23 protein-coding genes are annotated in these 23,786 nt (G+C 73.4%); 16 read left to right on the top strand and 7 right to left on the bottom strand.

Annotated features, from left to right (window positions below):
* Positions 1 to 630 precede the first annotated feature (630 nt).
* A complete protein-coding gene (locus ACFWXO_RS38655) occupies positions 631 to 834 on the top strand; it encodes a hypothetical protein (RefSeq protein WP_380530188.1) in 204 nt (67 codons plus the stop codon).
* Between the two features lie 273 nt (positions 835 to 1,107).
* Positions 1,108 to 1,761 (top strand): hypothetical protein, encoded by a 654-nt coding sequence (locus tag ACFWXO_RS38650; RefSeq protein WP_380530185.1) that lies wholly within the window; start codon positions 1,108 to 1,110, stop codon positions 1,759 to 1,761.
* A 60-nt stretch (positions 1,762 to 1,821) separates the two neighbouring features.
* Here ACFWXO_RS38650 and ACFWXO_RS38645 read toward each other — a convergent pair whose 3' ends face one another.
* Together ACFWXO_RS38645 and ACFWXO_RS38640 are read right to left on the bottom strand one after the other, a co-directional pair.
* A complete protein-coding gene (locus tag ACFWXO_RS38645) occupies positions 1,822 to 2,124 on the bottom strand; it encodes a DUF3040 domain-containing protein (protein WP_380530183.1) in 303 nt (100 codons plus the stop codon).
* Between the two features lie 103 nt (positions 2,125 to 2,227).
* Positions 2,228 to 3,577 (bottom strand): nucleotide disphospho-sugar-binding domain-containing protein, encoded by a 1,350-nt coding sequence (locus ACFWXO_RS38640; RefSeq protein WP_380530180.1) that lies wholly within the window; start codon positions 3,575 to 3,577, stop codon positions 2,228 to 2,230.
* Positions 3,578 to 4,014: 437 nt separating this feature from the next.
* Here ACFWXO_RS38640 and ACFWXO_RS38635 point away from each other — a divergent pair, with 437 nt between their 5' ends.
* A complete protein-coding gene (locus tag ACFWXO_RS38635; RefSeq protein WP_380530177.1) occupies positions 4,015 to 5,880 on the top strand; it encodes a glycosyltransferase family 4 protein in 1,866 nt (621 codons plus the stop codon).
* A 24-nt stretch (positions 5,881 to 5,904) separates the two neighbouring features.
* Positions 5,905 to 6,069, top strand: a complete 165-nt coding sequence (locus ACFWXO_RS38630; RefSeq protein ID WP_380530174.1) for an FAD-dependent oxidoreductase — start codon at positions 5,905 to 5,907, stop codon at positions 6,067 to 6,069.
* A gap of 8 nt (positions 6,070 to 6,077) precedes the next feature.
* Here ACFWXO_RS38630 and ACFWXO_RS38625 read toward each other — a convergent pair whose 3' ends face one another.
* Positions 6,078 to 7,592: a cryptochrome/photolyase family protein gene (locus tag ACFWXO_RS38625; protein ID WP_380530171.1), complete on the bottom strand. Its 1,515-nt coding sequence runs from the start codon at positions 7,590 to 7,592 to the stop codon at positions 6,078 to 6,080.
* A complete protein-coding gene (locus tag ACFWXO_RS38620; protein ID WP_380530168.1) occupies positions 7,589 to 8,122 on the bottom strand; it encodes a DUF4383 domain-containing protein in 534 nt (177 codons plus the stop codon). The genes ACFWXO_RS38625 and ACFWXO_RS38620 overlap by 4 nt, the downstream gene beginning before the upstream one ends.
* A 194-nt stretch (positions 8,123 to 8,316) precedes the next feature.
* Between ACFWXO_RS38620 and ACFWXO_RS38615 the strand changes: the two genes are divergently transcribed.
* From ACFWXO_RS38615 to ACFWXO_RS38575, 9 genes are all read left to right on the top strand, one after another.
* Positions 8,317 to 8,997, top strand: a complete 681-nt coding sequence (locus tag ACFWXO_RS38615) for a sigma-70 family RNA polymerase sigma factor (RefSeq protein ID WP_380530165.1) — start codon at positions 8,317 to 8,319, stop codon at positions 8,995 to 8,997.
* A complete protein-coding gene (locus ACFWXO_RS38610) occupies positions 8,994 to 9,479 on the top strand; it encodes a DUF427 domain-containing protein (RefSeq protein ID WP_380530162.1) in 486 nt (161 codons plus the stop codon). Before ACFWXO_RS38615 ends, ACFWXO_RS38610 begins: the two co-directional genes overlap by 4 nt.
* A gap of 238 nt (positions 9,480 to 9,717) precedes the next feature.
* A complete protein-coding gene (locus ACFWXO_RS38605; protein ID WP_380530159.1) occupies positions 9,718 to 9,936 on the top strand; it encodes a hypothetical protein in 219 nt (72 codons plus the stop codon).
* Complete coding sequence (locus ACFWXO_RS38600; RefSeq protein WP_380530154.1) at positions 9,930 to 10,979, top strand: MerR family transcriptional regulator; 1,050 nt, start codon at positions 9,930 to 9,932, stop codon at positions 10,977 to 10,979. The genes ACFWXO_RS38605 and ACFWXO_RS38600 overlap by 7 nt, the downstream gene beginning before the upstream one ends.
* Before the next feature lie 10 nt (positions 10,980 to 10,989).
* Positions 10,990 to 11,331: a glycosyltransferase gene (locus ACFWXO_RS38595; RefSeq protein WP_380530194.1), complete on the top strand. Its 342-nt coding sequence runs from the start codon at positions 10,990 to 10,992 to the stop codon at positions 11,329 to 11,331.
* Positions 11,331 to 12,194 carry a 5'-3' exonuclease H3TH domain-containing protein gene (locus ACFWXO_RS38590; protein WP_380530191.1) on the top strand — a complete coding sequence of 288 codons (864 nt, stop codon included), beginning with the start codon at positions 11,331 to 11,333 and terminating at the stop codon, positions 12,192 to 12,194. The genes ACFWXO_RS38595 and ACFWXO_RS38590 overlap by 1 nt, the downstream gene beginning before the upstream one ends.
* Complete coding sequence (locus tag ACFWXO_RS38585) at positions 12,188 to 12,811, top strand: PIG-L deacetylase family protein (protein WP_380530151.1); 624 nt, start codon at positions 12,188 to 12,190, stop codon at positions 12,809 to 12,811. Before ACFWXO_RS38590 ends, ACFWXO_RS38585 begins: the two co-directional genes overlap by 7 nt.
* A gap of 51 nt (positions 12,812 to 12,862) precedes the next feature.
* Positions 12,863 to 13,456: a GTP cyclohydrolase I gene (gene folE, locus ACFWXO_RS38580; protein ID WP_380530148.1), complete on the top strand. Its 594-nt coding sequence runs from the start codon at positions 12,863 to 12,865 to the stop codon at positions 13,454 to 13,456.
* Between the two features lie 35 nt (positions 13,457 to 13,491).
* Positions 13,492 to 13,914 (top strand): hypothetical protein, encoded by a 423-nt coding sequence (locus tag ACFWXO_RS38575; protein ID WP_380530145.1) that lies wholly within the window; start codon positions 13,492 to 13,494, stop codon positions 13,912 to 13,914.
* A gap of 102 nt (positions 13,915 to 14,016) precedes the next feature.
* On the opposite strand, the gene ACFWXO_RS38570 is transcribed toward ACFWXO_RS38575, so the two are convergent.
* A complete protein-coding gene (locus ACFWXO_RS38570; protein ID WP_380530142.1) occupies positions 14,017 to 14,733 on the bottom strand; it encodes a flavodoxin family protein in 717 nt (238 codons plus the stop codon).
* A gap of 172 nt (positions 14,734 to 14,905) precedes the next feature.
* On the opposite strand from ACFWXO_RS38570, the gene ACFWXO_RS38565 reads away from it, so the two are divergent.
* Both ACFWXO_RS38565 and ACFWXO_RS38560 read left to right on the top strand, forming a co-directional pair.
* Positions 14,906 to 15,295, top strand: a complete 390-nt coding sequence (locus ACFWXO_RS38565) for a hypothetical protein (RefSeq protein ID WP_380530140.1) — start codon at positions 14,906 to 14,908, stop codon at positions 15,293 to 15,295.
* A gap of 15 nt (positions 15,296 to 15,310) precedes the next feature.
* Entirely contained in the window at positions 15,311 to 17,713 is a 2,403-nt protein-coding gene (locus ACFWXO_RS38560; RefSeq protein WP_380530137.1) for an SAM-dependent methyltransferase, read from the top strand.
* Positions 17,714 to 17,807: 94 nt separating this feature from the next.
* On the opposite strand, the gene ACFWXO_RS38555 is transcribed toward ACFWXO_RS38560, so the two are convergent.
* Both ACFWXO_RS38555 and ACFWXO_RS38550 read right to left on the bottom strand, forming a co-directional pair.
* Complete coding sequence (locus ACFWXO_RS38555; protein ID WP_380530134.1) at positions 17,808 to 19,952, bottom strand: hypothetical protein; 2,145 nt, start codon at positions 19,950 to 19,952, stop codon at positions 17,808 to 17,810.
* Complete coding sequence (locus tag ACFWXO_RS38550; protein ID WP_380530131.1) at positions 19,949 to 21,751, bottom strand: HSP90 family protein; 1,803 nt, start codon at positions 21,749 to 21,751, stop codon at positions 19,949 to 19,951. Before ACFWXO_RS38550 ends, ACFWXO_RS38555 begins: the two co-directional genes overlap by 4 nt.
* Before the next feature lie 367 nt (positions 21,752 to 22,118).
* Here ACFWXO_RS38550 and ACFWXO_RS38545 point away from each other — a divergent pair, with 367 nt between their 5' ends.
* Positions 22,119 to 23,723, top strand: a complete 1,605-nt coding sequence (locus ACFWXO_RS38545; RefSeq protein ID WP_380530128.1) for a sialidase family protein — start codon at positions 22,119 to 22,121, stop codon at positions 23,721 to 23,723.
* Positions 23,724 to 23,786 lie beyond the last annotated feature (63 nt).

The following is a 23,786-nucleotide window of genomic DNA, read 5'->3' as shown; positions in this document are numbered from 1 at the left end:
CCGACCCCCGGCCCTACGTCTGGACCAAAACCGCTGACCAGATCCTCGAATCCCTCGCTGGATACATCCGACGGATCAAGGACTCAGGACACTAGCCACGGCGGTGTAGACAGTAGGGCACCGGGCATCCACGAAACAGTGTCTCCACCTGTGAAAGGACCTTCCATGCGCGTTCTCCGTGTTACGTCCGCCGCGCTTCTCGGCGTGCTCGTCTCCGTCGGCCTGGCGGCTGAGCCATCGTCGGCAGCTGGTATGTCCCCGCAGGCCGGCATCAGGGGGCACGTCGTCGCCCAGGACGCCGCGCTGCAAAGCAGCTACATCGATAACCGTGCAGTTCCGTCAGACCAGAAGGTGTACGCGCCCCGCGGGGACTGCCAGCGTGCGCACCAACGGATTCAATGCTGAGGTGCGGCGGTTTCACGGCCGCAGTTCGAGGGACTGTCAGGCGGCCGGATCTTGGACGGGCGCGGGCACGGTCGCGGGAGCGGAGTCGCACCAAGGTGTTGGCCTGCGGTGGGGACGGCGGGGCGAAACGCGCCGCCCCGCAGGGCGGAACCCGCAGGACGGTCCCGCGCCCTGTTGGCGGGTCACCGGGTGCGGTGGTGCCCGGCGCCGGAGCAGGGTGAGGTGGTGGGCATCCTCGTGGTGATCGAGCAGCCGCAACAGCCGGACCTCCTGGTCGTGCACGCCGCTGGCTCCGACCCGGACTCGCCCGGTGACCCGCTGCCGGTGACGGCCTGCGGGATCGAGACCGTAAGCATGATCGTCGACCCGTGGCGACCGTCCGGACCGGGCTCGCGCTGGTACCCGCCCGAGCACGCCGGGCACGTGTGACCGCGATGCGAGCGGGCCGTCCGGTCGATGTGAGCGCCAGCCCCGCGGCGCCCGGCTCGCGGGCTCGGGCCCGCCTCGTGGGTGGCGCCCGTCGACGATGGCCCGGGTTGTGCGTCTCGGGTCCGGCGGGCGCCACGGGCAGCCTATCCGCCCTGGCCTGCGGCGGGGAGCGAGGCAGATCCCGTGTCTTGGCGGGGCGAAAGCAGCGCTTTGGTGGGGCGAAACCCGGCAACCGGGGCGTGAGCGGGATGGCGTCGGCGGGGTTCACCGGTCATGACGAACCTGATTCCCCTGTCCGACGACCAGCAGCACTTCGGCGGCGGACACGACAGCGGCGGCGGTGCGGTGTCGGTCCTCGCCGCCGAGCGGGCCGCCTTCGAGGCTGCCCGTGCCGCCCGCGCGCGGCATGACTCGGCGGAGGCGATGGAGGTGGCGCGGGCCGACGCGCGGTACCGGGTACGGGTCGAGGCCGCGGTGGGGATCGCGGCGGCCGCGGCCAGCCGAGCGGCCACGTGGGTGGAGGAGCTGGCCGCGCGGACCGGTAGCCGGCGCCTGGCCGGGTACGCGGCCGCGGTGCTCGCCTGCGGGCGGGACCTGGACCCCGGGGACGACGAGGACGGCGGCGTACACCCAGACCTCGCCTTCGTCCTCAGCGGGCTGATCCTGGTCGACGAGAACGGCCTGACCGAGGGCGAAGGCCTCGTCCTGGCAGCCGCCGGCGCGATCGCCCTGGCGATGCCCCGCAGCATCACCGTCGGCAACGACCCGGACGGCCAGCTGCCCGAGCTCGCCCACCACCTCGACCGGGCCGTCGCCGCCGGACGGCGCGCAGCGCCGCAGTGTGCATGGCCGCCGCCGGGAAGGTGGGCAGAGGGGCGGGGCCACAAGCCCTTGCGGTCACGCGGACCTGTAGCTGAACTGCGGTGACGGAGTTCGCGCAAGCCCCCGGCTCGTGGCGGCCGTTCGCGGGAACGCGGAGCGGGCAGGTCAGACCGTGCGAAGTGCCGCGAGCCGCCGGAAGACGAGCGCCATCATGAGTGCGCCTGTGGCTGCACCCGCTGCGGCCATCGGCGTGGCCGGTCCGCCCGTGCTCGCACACAGCGCGGCGAATGCGGTCAGGGTGGCCAGCGCTGCGGCCAGGGCGGCGAGGAGCCGGGGGCGGTGACCGATCCGCGTCAGGATCGAAGGCCGACGCCCGAGCAGACGGTCGAGAGCCGGGTCGTCGCGGCGTAGGTGCTGCTCGATGCCGTTCAGCAGGTGTCGCTCTCTGTCGGTCAACGGTGCGTTCACGGTGCTGCCGCCTCTCATCCGCCGGTCCTCGTCCAGCCTCCGCCGGTCCTGGCGCGTCGCCAGTCGCAGCGTTTGGCACATCGACCGTTGCGGGGCGCGGTGTTCAGCGGTGGGAGGGCATGTGCCACAGGAGGGAGGACGCCGCCCACTCGGGGCCCCGCGGGCGCACACGGGCGCTGAGCTCTGCGGTACCGCGGGCCTGTCCGTCGAGCAGGGCCGCGACGGCGGTGCCGGCGGATTCCGGTGTGAGCGTGTTGGGGTCGAGGCAGCGGCCGAGGGCGGCGCGTTCGGCGTCGTGCGCGATGGCGAACTGGTCGCTGGAGAAGGGCAGCACCAGGGCGGGCACGCCGGCGTGCAGGCACTCCGTGAAGGAGTTGTTCCCGCCGTGGTGGACCATGGCGGCGGCGTACGGGAGCAACTCCTGCTGCGGAATGGCGGGTGCGACCTCCAGCCGCCCGGCCGGCGCCTCCCGCAGCAGCGGGTGGGCGGTGAGCTCGGCGAGGTGGTCGCCGGCGGCCACGATCACCGAGGCCGGTGTGTGCCGCAGGATCCCGGCGGTCGCGGTGGCCAGGACGTCGTGGCGGGCGGACAGGAACGTCCCCAGGGCGACGAGCGTCAGTGGGCGACCCGCCGCCGTCAGGCGTGTGACCGCGTTGCGCCAGTGCCCGTTCAGCGGGGCGGTGCCGGTGTGCGGCAGCAGGTGGCCCGCGTAGATGGCCTTGGGCCCGGGCGGAGCGGGCGGCAGCCAGGGCAGAAGCGGGTAGTTGAAGACGACGGCGTGCGGTGAGCAGAGCGCGAAGGCACGGCCGGGTTCCGGCCGGTCGGGGGCGTGGCGGCGGGTCGTCGCCCGGAAGACCCGGGTGAAGGACGCGTCGTTGGCCGCTACCGCGGCGCGCAGCCGGCCGAGGTCGGCGGTGTCCGGGCGCAGGGTGTCGGGCCAGGCGTACGGCAGGCCGAAGTGGGCGTCGGGGGTGGCGGGCAGGTAGCTGGGGTGGCCGGGGCAGAACGTGGCGTAGGGCAGGCCGAGGCAGTGCAGGGCGAGGGTGGCGCTGTAGGCGAGCTGGTCGACGAGGTACCAGTCGGGGCGTACCGCGGTGTCGAGGGCGCCGAGCTCGTTCAGGACGCGCTCGGGGTCGGGGAGCATGTCGTCGGCGCGGTGGCGGGCCTGGGCGAGGAGGGTCGCGGTCGGTCCGTGGTGGGTGGCGGCGAGGAACTCGCGCAGGCGGCCAGCCTCGGTGCGGCCCTGGCGGGTCGTTTCGGCGATGCCGTGGTTGGCGTTGCGGGTGACCGCGAGTTCGGCGAAGCCGAGGCCGCTGCGGGCGGCGAGTTCGGCGAACGCGCCGGTGCAGGCGAAGTCGACGCGGGTGCCGTGCCGGGCCAGCGCGGCGCCGAGGGCGGCGAGCGGGCGGGCGTGGGAGTGGAAGGGCGGGCTGATCACGACGACGCGGGCCATGGTGTCCTCCGTCGGGGGCCGTGGGTTCGCGTGCGGCTTCGATGATGCCAGCAATCCCGGGGCAGCCGCGGACCTTGCCGGCCGCGCGACCGCGTCCCTGCCGCTCTCCTGCGGCCCGTGCGGGTGGAGGGGCGCCCGGATCCAATCCGTTCGGCCACCGGTCTCCGAAAAGGAGGCCGGAACGATCCGGCGGCTCGGGAGGACGGCCGATGACACACCACAGCACACCGACCACGACCCCGCAACCGTCGGGGGCCGATGGGGGCGACGCCAGGAGCCTGGCGGCGTGGCGCAGGTGCTACTGGACCCAGGACTTCGCTGCTGTGACCGGTGGCGACCTGCTCGGTCGGCTCGCGCGGGCCGAGTACGGGGGTTCGTGGGTCCACCCCGATGCGGTCCTGTCGGGCTCCGACCGGCGAGCGGCACGGCTTCGCCAGATGGCGCGGCACGAACGGGCCGCCCCGGCATGGATGCTGGCGGCCGCCGGGGCTGCGCCGGACCAGGCGGCGTGGGAGCGGACGGCACTCGCCGAGGCGTGGGAGCGCAGTGCCGGCCTTGATGAGGGGCTGACGGCGACCGCGGAGGTCCGTCGGCGCCTGCTGGCCGCCCCCGGTCCGGCGGAGACGGCGTTCCTGCTGGACATCGCCGACGCGAACGCCCTGCGGCCGCTCTCGGCCCGTGAGGTGATCAAGCTGAAACCCGCCGCGCGGGCGCACCTGCACGCACGGTGGCGCTACCTGTCGGGGGTACCGGGCGGTGATCTGGTGCTGCCGAGTCCGGAAACGGCCGAAGACGCCTACGAGCGGCTCCTGCTCGCGGCCTGCTGCGAGCGGGCACGCCCGGGGTCCCCGGCCGGACAGCGGTTCAGGACGGCGTTCGAGGCCCTGACTCAGCACTTCCGGGAATCCCTGGTGGTCGCACAGTCGATGCTGCTGGGCCGCCTCGAGGAGCCGGGCGCCGGACTCAGCGGCGGAATGAGCGTGCTGCTGACCGGACTCGGCGAGGCCCTGACGGCCGACGCACGCGTCGCGCGAGTCCTGACCCTCACCGCCACCCACCCAACTGAGTCACAACACCAGTCGCTGGTGGACGAGTTGAGTCCCGGGCACTGGCTCGTGCGGCTCCCCGTGGACACGCCGGGAACGCTCGATCCCGAGACCGCCGCCGCCCATCGGAGCGCCCTGGCCTGGTGGACCACCCGCGTCTTCGAGCTCCCGGGCGCCCGACCCGACATCACCCACGTCAGGTTCGCCGACGACGCGTCCCTCGCCGTCGCCCAGGCCACGCTGCGCCACGGCGCCAAGCTCGCGTTCACCGTCACCCCCGACCCGCACCGTTCCATGGACGAACGGCACGCCGGCACAGAGCCGGTCCACACCGACGACGCGGGCCGCGCGCTGCGCCTGGACCTGCACCGGGTCTTCGTCGCCGACCGTCTCGTGGCCCGCGCCGACCTGCTCGTGGCCATGCCCGGCCGGTCCGGGACCGAGGAACTCCACACGCACTTCCCGCAGTTGCGGGGCCGCGCGATCCACACGCTGCCCGAAGGCATCGCCCCCTTCCGCCCGGCCCCGCACGATGGCGCGACCGCACGCGCGATGCTCTCCCGGCTGTTCGCAGGCGGTGCGAACGCCGACGGACTGGACTCCGCGGACCGCGAACTGCCGCTGCTCCTGTGCGTGGGACGGCTCCACCCGGTCAAACAGCAGGAGCAGCTCGTGCGGGCCTGGATGCACGCCGGCCTGCACAACCGCTCGACCCTGTTGCTCGTCGGCGGGTCACTCAGGGAGCCGACCGCCGTCGAATCGGCGGTGCGAGGACGGGTGAGCGAGCTGCTGCGGTCGCAACCGGTCGCGATGCGCCGGGCGGCCCTGTGGCCGGCGCTGCCCAACCACCACGTGCGCCTGCTGGAGCGGCTCCTGGCGCAGGGGCGGTCTGGAGCAGCCCTGTACGTGTGCCCCAGCGCGAAGGAGGAGTTCGGACTGGCGGTGCTGGAGGCCATGGAGGCGGGCTTGCCCGTCGCCGCCCCGCGCCGCGGCGGCGCCTCCCACTACCTGCGTGACGGTGTCAACGGACGGCTCCTGGTCACCGAGTCGCCGCAGGGCCTGGCCGCAGGCCTGCAGTCCCTCCTGCGCACACCCGCGCCCGAGCTGGCGGCGATGGCGGCGGCCGGGGCGGCGACGGTCCGTGACCGGTTCGGCGTCGACACCATGGCCGAGTCCCTCGCGCACGCCTACCACGCCACCTGCCCGACGGGCCACCACCGCCCGCGGCGCAGCCCGCACTCGACGGAAAGCCGGTGAGCAGGGTGCGACGAGAGACAACCAGTGGACCCGGGCGCGGTCGGCGCGGGCCCGGCCGCGCCGGACCTGACCGCGGCCGGACGGGACGTCATGGTCGTGGAGGCCGCCGACGAGACGGGCGGACGGATGCGCACCGACGCGGTCCTCAGGCACGGATGCTCAAGGGGCGGGTACCTGAGCGGACGTTGAGCGGCGAGCTACGGCGGTGACTGGCCGCGGGCGCGTTCGGCGGCCAGGAGTTCCGGCAGGCCGTCCAGTCGGCGCAGGCCGGCGGCGGCCTGTGCGGTGCGGTGGTTGGCGGCGAGGAGGTCGTGGTGGCGGTGGACGAAGGCCCAGTAGCCGGTGGTGAAGGGGCAGGCACGCTCGCCGAGTCGTTCGGTGGGCCGGTAGCGGCACGGGCGGCAGTGGTCGCTCATCCGGTTCAGGTAGGCGCCGCCCGCCGCGTAGGGCTTGGTGGTGATCAGTCCGCCGTCGGCGAACTGGGACATGCCGACGACGTTGGCGGTCATCACCCAGTCGTAGCCGTCCACGAAGCAGCGGTGGAACCAGTCGGTGAGTTCGCGCGGGTCCCAGCCGTGCTGCAAGGCCCAGTTGCCGAGCACCATCAGCCGGGGGATGTGGTGCACCCAGCCGTGGTCGCGGACCTCGGCGAGGACGCGGGCCAGGCAGCGGGCGGTGACGGCGTCGGCGTCGAGGTCGCGGAACCAGGCCGGCAGCGGCTCGTGGTGGCCGAGGCGGTTGGCGTCGCGGTAGCCCTCGCCGAGGTGCCAGTACAGCTGCCAGACGTACTCGCGCCAGCCGGCGACCTGCCGTACGAAGCCCTCCGCGCTGTTGAGCGGCACCTGCCCCGCCCGGTAGGCGGCCTCGGCGGCGCGCACGCACTCGCCCGGGTCGAGCAGGCCGAGGTTGAGCGGGACGGACAGCGCGCTGTGGGCCAGCCACGGGTCGGCGTGGAGCATGGCGTCCTCGTACCGGCCGAAGTCGCGGAGTCGGTGGGTGACGAAGTGCGCGAGTGCCCGTTCGGCCTCCGCGCGGGTCGCGGCGAAGCGGCGCGGGCCGTCCCGGCCGACGAAGGCGACCTCGCCCGCGCGTTCCCAGCGGTCCAGGTCGGCCCGGACCTGCTCGTCGATCCCGTCCTCCTCGGGCGCGAAGGGCGGCGGCAGTGGGAGGGCGGCGGCTCCCCTGGGCGGTGGCTCGCGGTTGTCCCGGTCGAGGTTCCAGCGGCCGCCGGCCGGGCTGCCGTCCGGTTCCAGCAGCAGGTGCTCGGCGCGGCGCACCCGGTGGTAGAAGTCCTCCAGCAGCAGGCGCCGTTGCCCCGGCTCGCCGGCCCAGCGGCGGAAGTCGGCGAAGGGGACGAGGAAGCCGCGCGGTGGCAGCACCGTCACCCGGGGGAGGCCGTCCACCAGGCCGAGGGCGGCTCGCGAGGTCGGGTGGCACACCGTAATCTGCTGCCGGCCCACCGCCCGGGCCAGGCCCTCCCGGTAGGTGTCGGCCTGGACGTAGCGCACCCGGTCCCCGAGGGCGGCCGCGGCATGGCGCATGGCCGAGAGCACCAGGTGGGCCTTGGCCCGGTGGAAACGCCGTCGGCGCAGCACGGACCGGGCCTCGATCATCACCACCGGGGCGTCCGGGTCCGGGCCGTCCTGCGCGGGGACGCGGAAGTGCGGCCCCAGCTGGTCGCCGAACACCCAGTGCGGGCGCGGGCCGCTCATACCGGACGCCCGGGCAGGAGGGCCCGTCCCGTCCCGCCGGGAAGGGCCGCGGCGCCGTCCCGAAGAGCCGGCCGCGGGTGGCGGTGACGCCAGTAGGGGTTGTCGAGCGGCAGCTTTCCGCTCACCCGCCCGTACATGCCGAAGGTGGCGATCACCAGCCCCATGACGAAACTGAACAGCACGTTCGGCATGCGGAAGGCCAGGATGTTCGCCGACGAGTCCAGCAGCGCCAGGTTGACGAAGCCGCTGAGGACGAACAGCGTGCCCACGGTGATGTTGATCGTGGAGGCGGTGTTCCCGCCGATCAGCGCGCCGACGACGAGCACCACGGCGGTCACCACCGACACGAGACTGAGCAGACCATTGCTGGAGAGACCGGCAATCCTCTCACCGGAGGTGCTGAAGAAGGACAGCCCGTCCACCAGGCCGAGAGCGCCGAACACGAACAGGGCCGCACCGCACAGTCCGGCGCCGGCACGGTAGACCTGGGACAGACGGTGATCGACCGGCAGTTCATCGTGCAGTTTCATGGTCGGCTCCACTTCTCGGTCATCGGGTGGGCGCGAGGCACGCGGCCTCCCCCGCAGATTCGGCCGCCGCAACCGGCCGCAACAGTTGCAGCGGTACCGCACCGTTTACCGGACGGACGGGTTCCCGGCTGGATCAAAACGCTGCACAAACGCTTCGGCTTCTCTCCCGTGCCGAATCGCTGCACCGTGACGGCGTGACCTCACCATGGCAAGGTCGTGTCGGCAGTGCCCCCGGCGGCAGCAGGGTGCCGAAGGCCTCCGATCTACGTCCTCTCGTGGAGCGTTCGGCGCGCGGCGACGAGCGTGCGTTCGAACGTGTGTATCCCACGGTCGCCGCACCGGTGTACGGAGTCGCACTGCGGACGCTGCGCAGCCCCGCACACGCCGAGGAGGTCGCCCAGGAGGTCCTGCTGGAGATGCGGCGCACTGCCGCGGTCTACCGGCCTGAGCGGGGGTCGGTGATGACGTGGGCGCTGACGATTGCGCATCACCGTGCGGTGGATCGAGTGCGCTGCGTCCGGGCGGCTGCCGAGCGGGACCACCGTGTCGCGGCTCGCGGGCCTGTGCCGAGCGATACGCCGGAGGAGCAGGTGGTCCGCTCCCTGGACCGGCTGCGGGTCAGGTCTGCCCTCGCGGAGCTGAGTTCGGCGCAACGCGAGGCGGTGGTGCTGGCCTACTACGGCGGGTACTCACATCGGGAGATCGCGCAGCGGACCCGCGTGCCCCTGGGTCCTGTCAAGACCCGCATCCGCGACGCGCTCATTCGGCTCAGGGCCGCCTTCGACGTTGGCTCCGACCTCCCGTGCACGAGGCAAGCGCGCGCCGGGCTGCGGGCCTGGCCCGGGTCCAACCGTCTGACGGGGGCGGGACGATGACGGTGGCAGGTCGCGGTACGGAGTCGGTGTGGGACTACCCGCGGCCTCCGGCGGTCCGCTCCGCCCGCGGCCGGCTCGTCGAGGTGCGGTTCGCCGGGAAGCTGGTGGCGTCCACGACGCAGGCGGTGCGGGTGCTGGAGACGAGCCACCCGCCGGTGTTCTACCTGCCGCCCGACGACGTCGCCACCGAACTGCTGAGCCCCGCCGACGGTGAGAGCGTGTGCGAGTGGAAGGGCCGGGCCCGCTACTGGGACCTGAGGGTGGGCTCCCGGGCGGCGGTGCGGGCGGCGTGGAGCTACCCGCATCCGCTCCCCGGGTACCGGGAACTGCGCGGCATGCTGGCGTTCTACCCGGGACGGGTGGACCTCTGCACCGTCGACGGCGAGGCCGTGCACGCCCAGGACGGCGACTTCTACGGAGGGTGGATCACCCGGGAGATCACCGGCCCGTTCAAGGGCGGGCATGGCACCTCGGGCTGGTAGGCGACGTGTCGAGCACCGCCGAGTACGACGGAACCGGGTTCCGGTGGCGGTGCGCAAACGCTGCGGCTGGGGACAGGGAGCAGGCAGACGCACCATGGAGACGTTGAACCGCCGGACCTGCGACGGGCCCGAAGGGCTTCGGGCAGGCCCGAGTTCGCTCCGGGCCGACGCGCACCGTACCGGCCGGGCTCGCATCCAATCGGATCGCCCGCACCACCGCAGACAGCGGGAGGACATCATGACCACCTACCACCAACTCCCCGCCGGCGGGCGCCCGCAGCCCGTGAGCCCGCCCACCGAGACGCCCGAGTGCGAGGCCTCGACCTGCGCGGGCATCTCCACCCCGGAGTCGGTCGAGCTGCACACGGCCTGGCCGGGCTGGATCCCGCTGCTGGTCATCGCCGCCATGGTGGTGTGCTGCGTGGGCTTCGCCGTGGGGCGGATCGCCGGATGGTGACCGTGTCTCCGGGCCACGCTGCCGGACTGCCCGTCGGGGCGGAGCCCGCGGCGTCGGACTCCGTCTCCGGTCCGCTGGAGGACGTGGGGCTGCCGACCGGCGGTGTGGCCCGGCGACTGGGGGTTTCACCCACCACCGTCCGTTCCTGGGAGCGCCGCTACGGCATCGGTCCTGCCCACCGCGAGGCCGGACACCACCGGCGCTGGAACCAGCAGGACATCGCGGTCCTGGAGACGATGTGCCGCCTGACAGCACGCGGGGTACCGCCGGGCGAGGCCGCCCGCGCGGCCCTGGCCGAACGCGACGGCAGTCCGCATCCCGCCCCTGGCAGGCCCGAAGCGAACTCCCGGGGCCGCAACCGGCCCGGCCCCGGCCCGGGTGGAAGCCGCGCCCTGGGGGTCGGGACGGTACGCCCTGAGTGCCGGGGCCTGGCCCGGGCGGCGGTGCGGCTCGACGCGCCGGAGATTTCCAGGATCCTCCGGGAAGCGCTGGAAACGCTGGGGGTAGTCGACGCGTGGACGGACGTCATGATGCCCGCCCTTCGTGCCGCGGGCCGCAAGTGGGCGGCGGACGGCGAGCAGTACGTCGAGGTCGAGCACCTGCTGTCCTGGCACGTCTCCAGTGCCCTGCGGAGCGTGGCCGTGGGCGCGTACACCGCCCGGCGGACAAGGACTGTCCTGCTGACCGCGACTCCCCTCGAACTGCATACCCTCCCCCTGGAAGCGACGGCCGCGGCGCTGACCGAGCGCGCGGTCGCCTTCCGCATGCTGGGCGCGGCCGTCCCGCACCGGGCCCTGCTGGACGCCGTCCACCGGATCGGCCCGGGGGCCGTGATGATCTGGTCCCAGGACCGGCACACCGCGGACCGCGAGCTGGTACGCACGGTCAGCGACAGCGCGTGGGGCCCGCACGGCTCCCGCGGCGGGGCGGTGGTCGTCGCCGCCGGTCCCGGCTGGGCCCGCAACCAGCCGCCGAGCGGCGCAGCCCGCCCCGCCACCCTCGCGGAGGCCGTCGACCTCCTCGAACAGGCCGTCACCCACTGACGCCCGGCCGCTGACCCCGTCCGCGGTACTGCCCTGGCTCGCCCAGGCCGCCGTGGTGATCGTCCCCAGTCACAAGGAGACCTTCGGCCTGGTGGCGCTGGAGGCCATGAGCGTCGGCACCCCGGTCGTCGCCTACCGGGTCGGCAACCTTCCTACCCTGATCGGCCCGACCGGCCACGGCGACCACCTCCTCGTCGACCACGGTGAAGGCCCGGCCGCACTCCACAAGGCGGCACGAACCCTCCTGGAAGATGACATACTGTACGTCGCGACTACACAGACCGTGTATCGGCGGGCGGCTCAGTTCGAGCCCCGCCGAATCGCTGACTTCTTCATGGAGGCGGTGTCGTGATGCCCGAAACCCCAGCAACCCCTGCCCCGTTGCTGCTCGTCGACGGGTTCAACCTTCTGTGGGCCGGCACCTTCGGCTTCCCCGCGCCGATCCACTCCCGCGACAAGACCCGCGAGCTGACCGGCCTGTTCGCCTTCTTCGCCCTGCTGCGCGCGGCGATCCGCGACGACGTCGACGTCGCGCCCCCTGAGGTCCTGGTCGTCTTCGACGGCGAGCACGGCTCCGCCGAGCGCGTGGCCGCCGACCAGGAGTACAAGGCGAACCGGGAGGCGACACCGGAGGCACTCAAGCCGCTGCAGTTCCTCGCCCCGGTGAAGGACGGCTTGGACGCACTCGGGATCCGGTGGGCCGAGGTCGAGAACGCCGAGGCCGACGACGTCATCGCCACCCTCGCCACCCGGGCCGCCGCTTCCCGACCGGTCCTAATCATGTCGCGGGACATGGACTTCTACCAGCTCCTCGACGACCGTGTGCGCATCCTCAACCGCTCCCGGAAGTCGTCCCAGCGGATCATCACTGCCGACGAGGTCGTCGCCCGCTTCGGCGTCACCCCGGCCCAGTGGCCGGCCTTCCGCGCCCTGACCGGCGACAAGTCCGACAACATCCCCGGCGTCCGCGGCGTCGGCCCTAAGGTCGCCGCCACCCTGCTGCGTGGCGGCATGCTGCTGCACGGCCTGCCCGGCTCCGGGCGGCTGACCGGCGCCGAGGGCACCGCGATCACCACCGCCTGGGCCGACGTGCTCCGCTGGGAGGCGATGATCACGGTGCGCCGCGACCTGGACGTGCCCGTCGTCCTCCGCGGCGAGGCCAGCCCCCAGCTGCCGAAGCCCGCCGACGTCGTCGCGAAGCTCGGGCTGTGGTGACCAGCGGCGCCGTGCCGGGCTCGATCCTGGCCGTCTTCGCACACCCCGACGACGCCGAGCTGTGGGCCGGCGCCACCCTCGCCCTCCACGCCAGGTACGCCGTCGTCACCGTCGTCATCCCCCACCGCGATGACGTCCGCGGCGCCGAGGCCCGCAAGGGAGCGGCGGCCCTCGGCGCCGACCTGCGCCAGGTCCCCCGGCTCGACCACGCCACCGTGCAGCAGCAGCTGCTGGAGGCGCAGCCGGAGATCGTCATCACCCACCCGCTGGGCGATGTCCACCCCGAGCACCGGGCGGTCGCCGCCACCGTGCTCGTGGCCGTCCCCGAGCCCCGGATCGCCACTGGCCGGCCGACCCGCTTCTACACCTGCGACACCTACAACTCGCTCACCCTCGACGGGCCGGTGCGCGCCGACGTGATCGTGGACGCCACCGCGACCTTCGACGCCAAGATGGCGGCGCTGCGCGAGCACGCGAGCCAGCCGATCGAGCAGCACTTCGGGCCCATGGCCGAGGCCCTCGGTCGGCTCTGGGGCCCCCGCATCGGCACCCGGTACGCGGAGGCGTTCACCTCCGTGCCGATCCTCGGTTGTCTGCCCGGCGCCACCCACCTCTGATACTCCGCACCTCGCGGCCCCTCCACCGTCAACTCACCCCGAGGGATGACTATGACGTCCATACCCGTGCAAACCCAGCGCCGCCCAGTCGACCGCCCGCGCGTCGCAGAGCTGACCCGCCAGCTGTTGCACGCCCTCGACGAAGACCCCGACCGCGACGGCCTCAGGGACACACCCCGCCGAGTCGCCGACTGGTGGGGAGAGTTCCTCGACCACAACCCCGGCCGGCTCGACACCAGCTTCGCCCACGAGCGCCAGTACGGCGACTTCGTCCTGCTGACCGGCATCGAGGCGTGGAGCGTCTGCGAGCACCACCTGCTCCCGTTCCGCCTCGACGTCTCCATCGCCTACGTCCCGGCCACCACCGTCCTCGGCCTGTCCAAGCTGGTACGGCACTTGGAGGCCCATAGCCACGCTCTCCAGCTCCAGGAACGCATCACCCACGATGTCGCCCACGACCTCGCCAAGGCCGCCGGGACCGATGACGTCGCCGTCTACACCGCCGGCGAGCACCTGTGCATGAGCATGCGCGGCGTCAAGGCCACCTCGGTCCGTACCACCACCATGTGCCGACTCGGCCGCACCGAGAGCGACCCCGACCTGGCCACCCGAATCGAACGCCTCGCGCTCCCCGTCCGCCCCTGACCACCTCCCACCCTCGACACACCAGGAACCCCACCGTGCCTGTCCACACCTTCACCCTCACGGCCTCGCTGGGCACCGACGCGGCGACGGCCGAGGTCTGGCAGCAGTTGAAGGCCTCTCCACCGGCCGGCTGCACCTACAACTCCGAGGTCCTCCCCCAGACCCCCGGGCTGCACTGCGAGCGTGCGGCCCACACCCGGCTGGAGGCCGTGTTCGCCGTCGTCGGCGAGGTCGACGCCTCCCACGGCCTCCTCCTGGACGACCTGGGCGTGGAGAACCTCTCCGAGTGGATCGGCGACGACGCGGACCAGCCCGACGGCCTCACCGGGATCTACGCGGCCGACACCGCCGCTCAGGCCCTGCTCCTGGCGATCGACCGCCTCCGGCGCCTTGGTCACACCGCCGACAGCATCAAGGCGTCCATGGACCTGGTCATCGGCAGGTCTCTCACCTCGTGATCACCAGGCCATAGGCATACCGACGCTGGCACCTCAAGACACCCAACCTGCCAGCTCGCGACGGCCGCAGCCACCTGCTCCTGGCTCAATACCGCCAGCGGTTCAGCGGTGCTCGGGGTTCTCGAAGTCGAAGCGGCAGCCGGCGTCCCACTCGGAGCGCTGGTTGCCGTGGGCCGGGATGCCGCCGGCATCCTTGAGCATCCTGGCCAGGTGGAGCTGGTTCCAGGTCATGAAGGTGGTGTTGCGGTTGGTGAAGTCGTTCTCCGGGCCGCCGGAGCCGGGATCGAGGTAGGACGGCCCGGGCCCGGCCTCGCCGACCCAGCCCGCGTCGGCCTGCGGCGGGATGACGTAGCCCAGGTGCTGGAGACTGTAGAGGACGTTCATCGCGCAGTGCTTGGCGCCGTCCTCGTTACCCGTGATCAGACAGCCGCCGACCCGGCCGTAGTAGGCGTACTGACCCTCGGAGTTGAGGATCGACGAGCAGGCGTACAAACGCTCGATGACCTTCTTCATCACGGATGAGTTGTCTCCCAGCCACACAGGACCAGCTAACGTCAAGATGTCCGCGCTCATCACCTGGGAGTAAATGACGGGCCACTCGTCGGTCTCCCAACCGTGTTCGGTCATGTCCGGCCAGACGCCGGTGGCGATGTCGAGGTCGACGGCGCGGAGGACCTCGACCTCGACGCCCTGGCGTTGCAGGATTCCGGTGCTGACGTCGATCAGGCCCTGGGTGTGGCTGCGCTCCGGGGAGCGCTTGAGGGTGCAGTTGATCACCAGGGCGCGCAGGTCGGCGTACGAGGTCGTCGGGTCCGGCACGGGGTCTCCTTCGGGCGGTCCGGGAGGCCGGTCGGTGGCGGGCTCCCCGCACAGCTCACCAGGCCGGGTCGGCGGGCGCGCGCGGGGCTGGGCCGGTTGCCTGACGGCGGGGCCCCGCCCGGGGTCGGGTCGGGACCTCGGCCCCTGTTCGACCGAACGCCTGATCAGTAGCATGAACTCGCCTTCCACCATGGCCCCGAGGGGACGAGTGACCGCCGTGCTCACGCTCACCACGAACAGCCTGCCCGTCGACGTCGTGGACATCGACGTGGACTTCGACCTCACCCTGGCCGGTGACACCGCTGCGGACACCGCTACGGACCTCGCTGCCACCGGGGCACTGCCGCAGAGCCCCATGCCGCAGGTCACCCAGATGGATCCGCTGCCGCCGCAGGTCACTCAGATGGGCTTCGACCTCGACACCACCACCGCCCTGGCGGAGCCCGCACCGCAGGTGGTGCAGACGTACGTCCAGCTCGACCCGCCGCTCCTGGTCGACGCGCTGACTCCGCTGGTCACCGTCGCAGCCACCGAGGGTGCCCACGCCCCCGACACCGTCTGAGGCCGCGCCGCACACATGGACCACGACCTGCCCTCCGGCCATCACTACACCCGCCCCTTCGACCGCTTCCCGTCCCAGTACGAGCACCAGAAGCGGTGGGCCGAACTGACCCGCGCGATCGCCGCCGCCGGCCCGCCCGGCGGTGACTCCGGCCGTTCCGGCCGTGAATCCTGTGATGAATACGGTGGCGCCAAGGGCGAGTTGACGGTGCTCGGCTCGGGCATCGAGGCGGCCGGGTTCACCCGGGCCGACGAGCGCCTGCTCCGCGAGGCCGACCACGTCTTCCACTGCGTGGCGGACCCGGCCACCGTGGTCCGGATCAACGCCTGGCGCCCGGACGCCTACGACCTCGGCGTCCTCTACGACGACGCCAAGGACCGCTACCTGACGTACGTCCAGATGTCCGAGGCCGTGCTGCACTTCGTCCGCGCGGGGCGGCGGGTGGCCGCGGTCTTCTACGGCCACCCGGGCATCTTCGTGCTCTCCTCCCACCGCGCCGTCCGGATCGCCCGCCGGGAGGGGCACCGCGCCGTGATGCGGCCCGGCATCAGCGCCCTGGACGTGCTCTGCGCCGACCTCGGGGTGGACCCGAGCACCCCCGGCATGCAGACCTTCGAGGCATCCGACCTGCTGATCCGCGGCCGGCGCATCGACCCGAGCCTGCACCTGGTGCTCTGGCAGGTCGGCGTCGTCGGCGAACTCGACTACCAGCGCGCCGGGTTCACCAACCGGCACCTGCCCGTCCTGCTGGACCGGCTGGAGGAGGTCTACGGGCCGGACCACACCGTGGTCAACTACATCGGCGCCCGCTACCGCGGCCTCGAACCCGTCACCGCCGAGCACTCCGTCGCCGCCCTGCGCGACCCGGCCGTGCAGCGCACCGTCACCAGCGCCTCCACCTGGTACCTGGCCCCCACCGCCGCCGCACCGGCCGACCCCCAGGTGCTCCGCCGCCTCGGCCTGCTCCAGCCCGGCCAGACCGTCCGCCCGCCCGACGGGCCGCTGCGCACCATCGACGAGTACGGCCCGCGCGAACGCGCCGCCCTCGACGGCTTCGCCGACTTCCGCATTCCGGCTGCGTACCACTGGCAGGAGGACACGCCCGGCGCCCGCTTCGTCCTCGCCCTCGGCGAGGACAGCGCCCTGCGCGCACGCTACGTCCGTGAGCCCGCGGCCGCCGTCGCCGACTGGGCGCCACCGGAGCTCGGCGCGGCCGAACGCGCCCTGCTGGCGCGGCGCGAGGACCTCGCCCTCCAGGCCGCAGCCCGTGGCCTACGGCACCGGCCCACCCCGGAGGCCGCGCGGCGGCTGCGCACCCTGCTCACCCGCAAGTCCGAGGCGCGCGCACTGCTGCGGGACGGCATCACGGCCTGGCCGTCGCTCCGCCAGGACCTGGAATCCGTTCTGGACGACGCCCTCTACCCCTGGACCGGCCTGTACGGCACGCCGGACGGCGAACTCTCCGTCTACGTCCTGGGCCGCGCGACCGACCCGCCTCGACACCGGGTCCACATCGACGGCCGCCGGATCGCCGACCCGCGCTACGAGCGCGGCGTGCTGCGCTGGCGCGAGCCGGACGGCAGCGGCGGCGAACTGCGCACCGAGTTCGGCCGGGACGGCCGGCGCCGACTCGTCGGCACCGTCAGCGCTACCGGTGTCGGCGGTACTGCGGGCTCCGTCACGCGCGCTGTCCGCCTGACGGAATACCCGCTGCCGGAGACCCCGCCGCTCGCCGACCTGGTGGGCGGGTACCGAGCCGGTGGCGTCCGGGTGGACGTGGTGTCCGACGCCCCCGGCGCGCTCCCGCGCCTGCACGTCAGCGTCGACGGCGACCCCGTCACCGCGGCGGTGCTGCTTGGCCCGGCGGGCTTCGAAGTGACGGGCTTCGAGGTGGCGGACTTCGAGGTGGACGCGGTCACCGTCCCCTTCGACCAGTCGCTGCCGGACGTGCCGCCCTGCCTGTACGGCGACTACCGGCTGCGGCTGCCGTCCCGGCCGGACACCGGCGCCCATCTGCGGGTCGCGGTGGACGGCGTCACCCTCGACGGACAGCCCGTGCCCAAGGTCGGGTCGAGCGGCCGGCGTCTCGGCTGGCAGGACGGCCCGGCCCCGGTGCCCGGCGCCGAGCTCACCCTGCTGCTCGACCCGATCACCCTCCACCCGATGCTGCACGGCACCGGCCGGTCCGCGGACGGCACGCCGTTCCCGCTGGTCGGCATGGTCCCGGTCGAGGCCGAGGCCGCCCGGCGGCTCGCCGCCCGGCCCCGGTTCGGCATCCCACCCGGCCCCTGGGCCCACCTGACCGCGCTCGCCGCCGAGGCCGGCCAGGACGGCGGGCTGTTCTGGTGGCACGGCTGGGAACAGTCGGCCACCGCCCTGCGGACCGTCCAGCTCGCCCTGTGGGAGAGCGAGCGGTAGGCGCGCCACCGCGCCGTCGGGCGCGTAGCACTCGGACCAGGTCAGGTCAGGTCAGGTCAGGTCAGGTGAATCTGCTCAGGTGAATCTGGTCGGGTCAATCGTCCAGGTCCTCCCGGTCCAGGCCGTAGCAGGCCAGGACCTTCGTCAGCTCCTCCTCGGCGCCCCGGGCCCGCACGGCCTTGCCGAGCAGCAGGGCCTCCTCCCAGGCCTCGTCCGGCTCGTCCAACAGTGCGATGGCGGCGCGGGCCAACTCCTCGGCGCCCGCCACGTCGCCGAGTTGCAGCTGCACCTCTCCGAGATCGGTGAGCACCGTGCCCCGCCGCTCGGCAGCCTCGGTGTCCGGGTGTGCGTCGAGCAGGGCGCGGGCCGCCCGCAACCGGTCGGCGGCCTCCTCCAGCCGCCCGACGGCGCGCAGGTGCTCGGCATAGGCGATCAGGATGACGACGGTGGGCGCGACGACCGGGCCCGGCACACCGGCCGCACCGAGGAGCCGGTCGAGCACCGTACGGGCCTCCCCCAGCAGGTCGGCGAGGACGCCGTCCACGGGTTCGGCGTCGGCGTCCGGGTGCCGGGCCAGCGCCTCACCGAGTGCCGTCAGCCCTTCCTCCTCCCGCCCGGCGGCCGCGAAGCCACGCGCTGCGGCGAGCCCCCAGGCCGCGCCCTCGGCACCGTAGCCCAGCCACCAACCGAGGGCGGCTTCGACCTCCGGGCGCGACGGGAGCGAGGACGCTGAGGGCAGCGATGGCAGCACCGGCACCGGCACCGACTCCGACCGCAGCGCCACCGGGCCACCGCCCCGCAGCTCCTGTCCCCACGGGTCCGCGTCCAGCAGGTCGCGCAGTACCCGGGCGCCGCTGCCGCTCCCGCCGTGCATCCGGTAGGCGCGCGCCAGCACCCACCGGCAGGCCGCGGCATCCGCTGTCAGGCCGAGCCGGTCGAGCTCGCGAACGGCCTCCTCGGCAGCCTCCGCGGCCTCGGCGTACTGCTCGTCCGCGAGCAGCGCCGCCGCGGCGGCCGCCCGGGTGCGGGCCGCTCCGGTCAGGTCACCTGCCGCCGTCCGGGCCGCGACCTGGTCGAGCAGGCCGCGGAGGCCCTCCCCACTGCGGGAGTTCAGGTCGCGCTCGAAGACCGACAGCGGTGTGGCCTCGCCGATCGGGCCGGCGTCCATCCAGCCGCGTATTCGGGTGCTCTGGTGGGTGTTGCCATTGCGGGCGTCGAAGCGTTCCGCGATGCCGAGGGCGCGCTCGCGCAGTTCCACCGCGAGGTCGGCCACACGGGTGTCCGGGCGCCGCTTCCCCTCCACGGTGGGGAAGCGCAGCACCACGTCGCCGTCGCCGCCGTTCTGTTCCTGGCTGCGGGACAGGACGGCCACGGCGGCGGCCGCGAACTCCATCTCCGTCAGCGGCGTGCGCGGCCGGTCGAGCCAGGAGAGGTGGCGCTCGATCAGGTCGAGTCCGCGCCCGAGGTTGCCGCTGTGCACGCAGAACAGCAGGTTCAGCGCCAACTCCCCCAGGTGGTGCGGGTTGTCGCGGATCCTCCGGTAGGCGGCGCGGTGCGCCTCGACGGCCCGCTCCCCCAGGCCGGAGCGGAGGAACGGCAGCAGCAGCTCGGAGTAGATCAGCTGCGGCTGTTCGGTGCAGCCGGAGCGGACCGCCGACTCGCCGATCCGGATCGCCTCCTCGTCCCGGCCGAGTGCCACCAGGGTCTGCACCTGGCTGCTCGGCACGCAGCCCGCGCAGTCGGAGAGGGCGTCCCGGCGGGTGAGCGCCATCTCCTCGTAGTGGGCCTGGGCCCGCTCGATCTCGCCGATGGACTGCGCGGCCTCTCCGCGGTGCTGGAGGACGGCGTGCATGCTGTGGCCGCCCCGGCGGTAGCGCCGCTCCATGTCCGCGAGCAGGTCCGTCCCCCGCTGCAGCGGGATCTCGGGGTACTGGTAGACGCTGTAGACCATCCACTTGAACTGCCACAGCAGGGTGTGCTCGTGTCCGGAGCCGAAGCGGTGCGGCTCCCGGTCGTAGGCCGCCAGGCACCAGGAGAAGGTGAGGAAGGCCTTCTCCGGCGCCCAGCTGTGCTGGAAGACCGAGGTCGCCGACATCCGCACGTCGAAGGCGAACTCGACCAGGCCGAGCGCGTCGGCGTGCCGGATCACCTCCTCCAGGGCGGCGAACTTCGCCGCCCCCGTGGGCATCCCGAAGGTGCTGTCGTAGAGCCGGCGGAGCTCCTTCTCGGTACGGCTCATCGCGCACCTCCGGCGACGGCCCGGCCGATCAGGCCGAGGAAGGACTGGTTGAGGGCCGCGGTGTCGGCTGGGCGCAGCGGATGGTGCCCGAGCAGCAGCGCCTGGGTGTACAGGCCTTCCAGGCACATGCCCTGGAGCTCCGGGTCGGCCAGCGCGAGGACCTGGCGGGCCAGCGGGTTGCGGTGGTTGAGCACCAGCCGGGGCCGGGGCGGGGTGTCGGCCTGGAAGCTGCCGAGGATCGCCGCCCAGGTCTCGTCCACCTGCTCCCGGGCGCCCTGGACGTCCAGTTGGAACGCGGTGTCCTCGTCCAGGAGGTAGAGCGAGGGCAGTCCGGAGGGCTCGAAGGAGCGGACCAGCAGGTCGCATCCGAGCCGGTCGAGCACCCGGTCGGCCACGGCCAGGAACGGGGCGATCGCCTGTTCGTCGGCCGGGTCGAGGCGCTGCAGGTGGGTGGTGAGGTCGGCGGCGCGCAGCTGCTCGACCTCCAGGGCCCGGTCCACCGTCGCGAGCCGGTCGACCAGCTCGGCGTCGTACACGTAGCCGGCGTTGACGACGGCCAGGCCCTGCGCGGCGGCCACCGGTGCGAGTTGCCGGAACTCGTCCAGCAAGGGGGTGAAGCGCAGCAGGCCGTAGCGGTCGGTGAACTCGGCGAGGGTGAGCGGGCCGACGTTGGTCTCCATCGGCCAGAAATCGGCGACCAGGCGCAGCATGTCGTCGTCGTGCAGCGCCAGCGCCTTGACGCCCAGGTGGTGGACGCGCAGGAAGGAGCGCAGTCGCGCGGGCTCCTGGCGGCTCAACCGCACCAGCCAGCCGCGCAGTCGGTCGCCGAGGGCGTCGCGGGTCGCCTCCAGCAGGGAGTCCTCGTAGAGCGCCTCCCGGCTGGCGGTGGGCCGCAGCTCGGAGGTGTCGACGACGCACCGTACGAAGAAGGCCCACTCCGGCAGCAGGCGTTCGGCTCCCTCGGCGAGCAGCATCTGCTTGAGGTACACCCGGTGCGCGGCCGGGACGGCCGGGTTGGCCGGCATCGGCAGGACGAAGGCGACGCCGCGCAGGCCCGCCTCCGCGCTGGCCACGTCGATCACGTCGAAGGGCGCGAAGCCGAAGACCTCCTCGCAGTAGGCCTCCAGGCGGGCGCGGCGGGCCGGTTCGCCCTCGCCTTCGGGGCGGTCCCAGGGGGCGGGGCCGCCGGTGACCGTGGTGCCGTCCACCGTGACCGGGTGCGGCAGCCGGGCGCCGTAGTGGCCGACCAGTTCGGTGACGGCCCGGCGGGTGAGCAGGTGCTCGCAGCCGGGGCGGGGGCGCAGGGTGACGGTGGTGCCGGGCTCCGCGCGCTGCTCGTCGGCGGGCGCGAGCTCGACGGTGTAGCCGCCGTCCGAGGAGCCGTGCCAGCGCACGGTGGGCTCGCCGGCCCGGCGGGTGGTGACCTCGATGGCCTCGGAGACCATGAAGCAGGAGAGCAGGCCGATGCCGAACTGCCCCATGAACTCGTGCCGGGCGAACCCCAGGTCGTCGCGCTTCGAGCTGCGCCCGATCGTCGCCAGCAGCTCGTGCACCTGTGCCTCGGTGAGGCCGATGCCGTTGTCGCTGATGGTCAGCGAGCCGTCGCCGTTGGCGTCGCTGGAGGCGATCGCGATCCGGGCCTCCCGCGCCGCCGCGGCGGCGTCGCCCGGGTGCCGGGCCGTGATCGCGTCCACCGCGTTCTGCAGCAGCTCGCGCACGTACACCTGCGGGCTGGTGTAGAGGTGGTGGCTCAGGAGGTCGACGATGCCGCGCAGGTCGACGCGAAAGGTTCGGCTCAACGGACTCTCTCTCAGGTCGGTTCGGGAGCACCCTAGAACGGGGGTACGACACGGGAAACCGAATATCCGCGCGACGGGCGCCCGGAAGGTCGACCGCCCGGGCAGCGGCCGGGGTGCGCACGGATAACCGCAGGTCAGCGCGGGGACAGCGGCCGATGGTGCGGACTTGGTAAGGGAGCGCGCGCGGACCGTTGGCGCGCCCCCTCCGGCTGGTTAGACTCGCGCGGCCGACCGGGCATCGCGGCCGACCGGGCGGGCGACACGCACGGCCGACCGGGCGCCGACTCCCGTTCGGCACCGGAGCAGAGCACAGCGCGGCACCACCCAGGACACCAGGCACGTACCGCCGACGACCATGGGGGTCTCCATGCAGTTCCGCACCAGAGCACCGCTCGCCACCGCGACCGCGGCGCTCCTCCTCGCCGCCGTCGCCGCCGGCACCCCGGCCGGCGCGACCACGGACGGTACGAACCCGCCCGACACCTCGCCCGGCGCACCGCTCGCCGTGATCTCACCCGGCGATCCGTACGCCTCCTGCGACCTCGGCGCGGACGGCGACGGCACCAACTACCCGGGCGCGGAGGACGAACCGTACGCCGCCGCCAACCCGCTCGACCCGGCGAACACCATCACCGTCTACCAGCAGGACCGCTGGTCCAACGGCGGTGCCCGGGGCCTAAGCTCCAGCTACACCACGGACGGCGTGCACTTCACCCAGACGGCGCTGCCCTTCACCCACTGCGCGCCGGGCGGGCTGGCCTACCAGCGGGCCTCCGACGGCTGGGTGAGCTTCGGCCCCGACGGCACCGCGTACGCCAGCGCCCTGGTCTTCGACGCCACCACGCCCCGCAGCGCGGTGGCCGCAGCCACCTCCACCGACGGCGGGCGCAGCTGGCAGCACGTCACCGAACTGATCGGCGACGACGACCCGGCGATCACCGACGACAAGAACGCCGTCACCGCCGACCCGGTGCACCCGGGCGTGGCCTACCAGGTCTGGGACCGGGTGGACCAGACCACCGGCCCGACCCCGGTCTTCGACGGGCCGGGCTACCTGTCCGTCACCCGGGACCACGGCCGGACCTGGTCCCCGGCGAAGCCCTTCGTGACCACGGCCACGACGCCGAACACCCAGACCATCGGCAACCAGATCGTGGTCGACCCGCGCACCGACACGCTGTACGACTTCTTCGACTGGATCACCTTCACCGACGCGACCGCCACCACCGTCAGCGACGTGCACTTCGGCATGGTCAGCTCCACCGACCAGGGCCGCACCTGGAGCCGACCGGTCCGGGTCGCCGCCGACACCTCCGTCCCCGAGGTCCACCCGAACGCGCCCACCGACGCCACCAAGTCCCTCCGGGCCGGCGCCGGACTGCCCAGCGTGGCGATCGACCCGCAGACCGGCGAGCTGTACCTCGCCTATGAGGGCTCGGAGTCCACCGGCGGCAGGTACGACGCGATCCAGCTGGTGCACTCCACCGACGGCGGCCGGACCTGGAGCGGCCCGACCCGGCTCAACCAGGCCCCGGGCGCGCCGGCGTTCACCCCGTCGATCACCGTGACGGCCGACGGCACCGTCGCCGTCAGCTACTACGACCTGCGCTACCTCACCCCGGACGACACCACCACGCTGCCCACCGCCGCCTGGCTGCTCAGCTTCCCGCGCGGCGGCGAGAACAGTCCGGTCGAGCGGCAGATCTCGCCGGTCTTCGACTGGCTCCAGGCGCCGTACGCCGGGGGCCACTTCCTCGGCGACTACCAGGCCCTGATCACCGACGGCCACCGGATCCGCCCGGTGCTGGTGACCGCCAACAGCGGCGCCCCGCTGAACTCCACCGACGTGTACAGCGGCCGCTTCCGGCCGGACACCCTGCGCAGCCCGGGTGCGGCCGCACCGACCACCGGGGCGGCGCGCACCGGGGCGCCCGCCGCCGGCCCGCGCGCCGTGCAGCACCTGCGGCGCTGAGCCGACCGGCGGCTTGGGGGGGCGGGGTTGTGCGGGCCGGCGGGCGCCCCGGAGGGGGCGGGC

It is taken from the genome of Kitasatospora sp. NPDC059088 (genome assembly GCF_042738155.1).
Taxonomy (GTDB): domain Bacteria; phylum Actinomycetota; class Actinomycetes; order Streptomycetales; family Streptomycetaceae; genus Kitasatospora.
The sequence above is the reverse complement of the archived record's forward strand: the minus strand, read 5'-3'. Positions and strand labels throughout refer to the sequence as shown.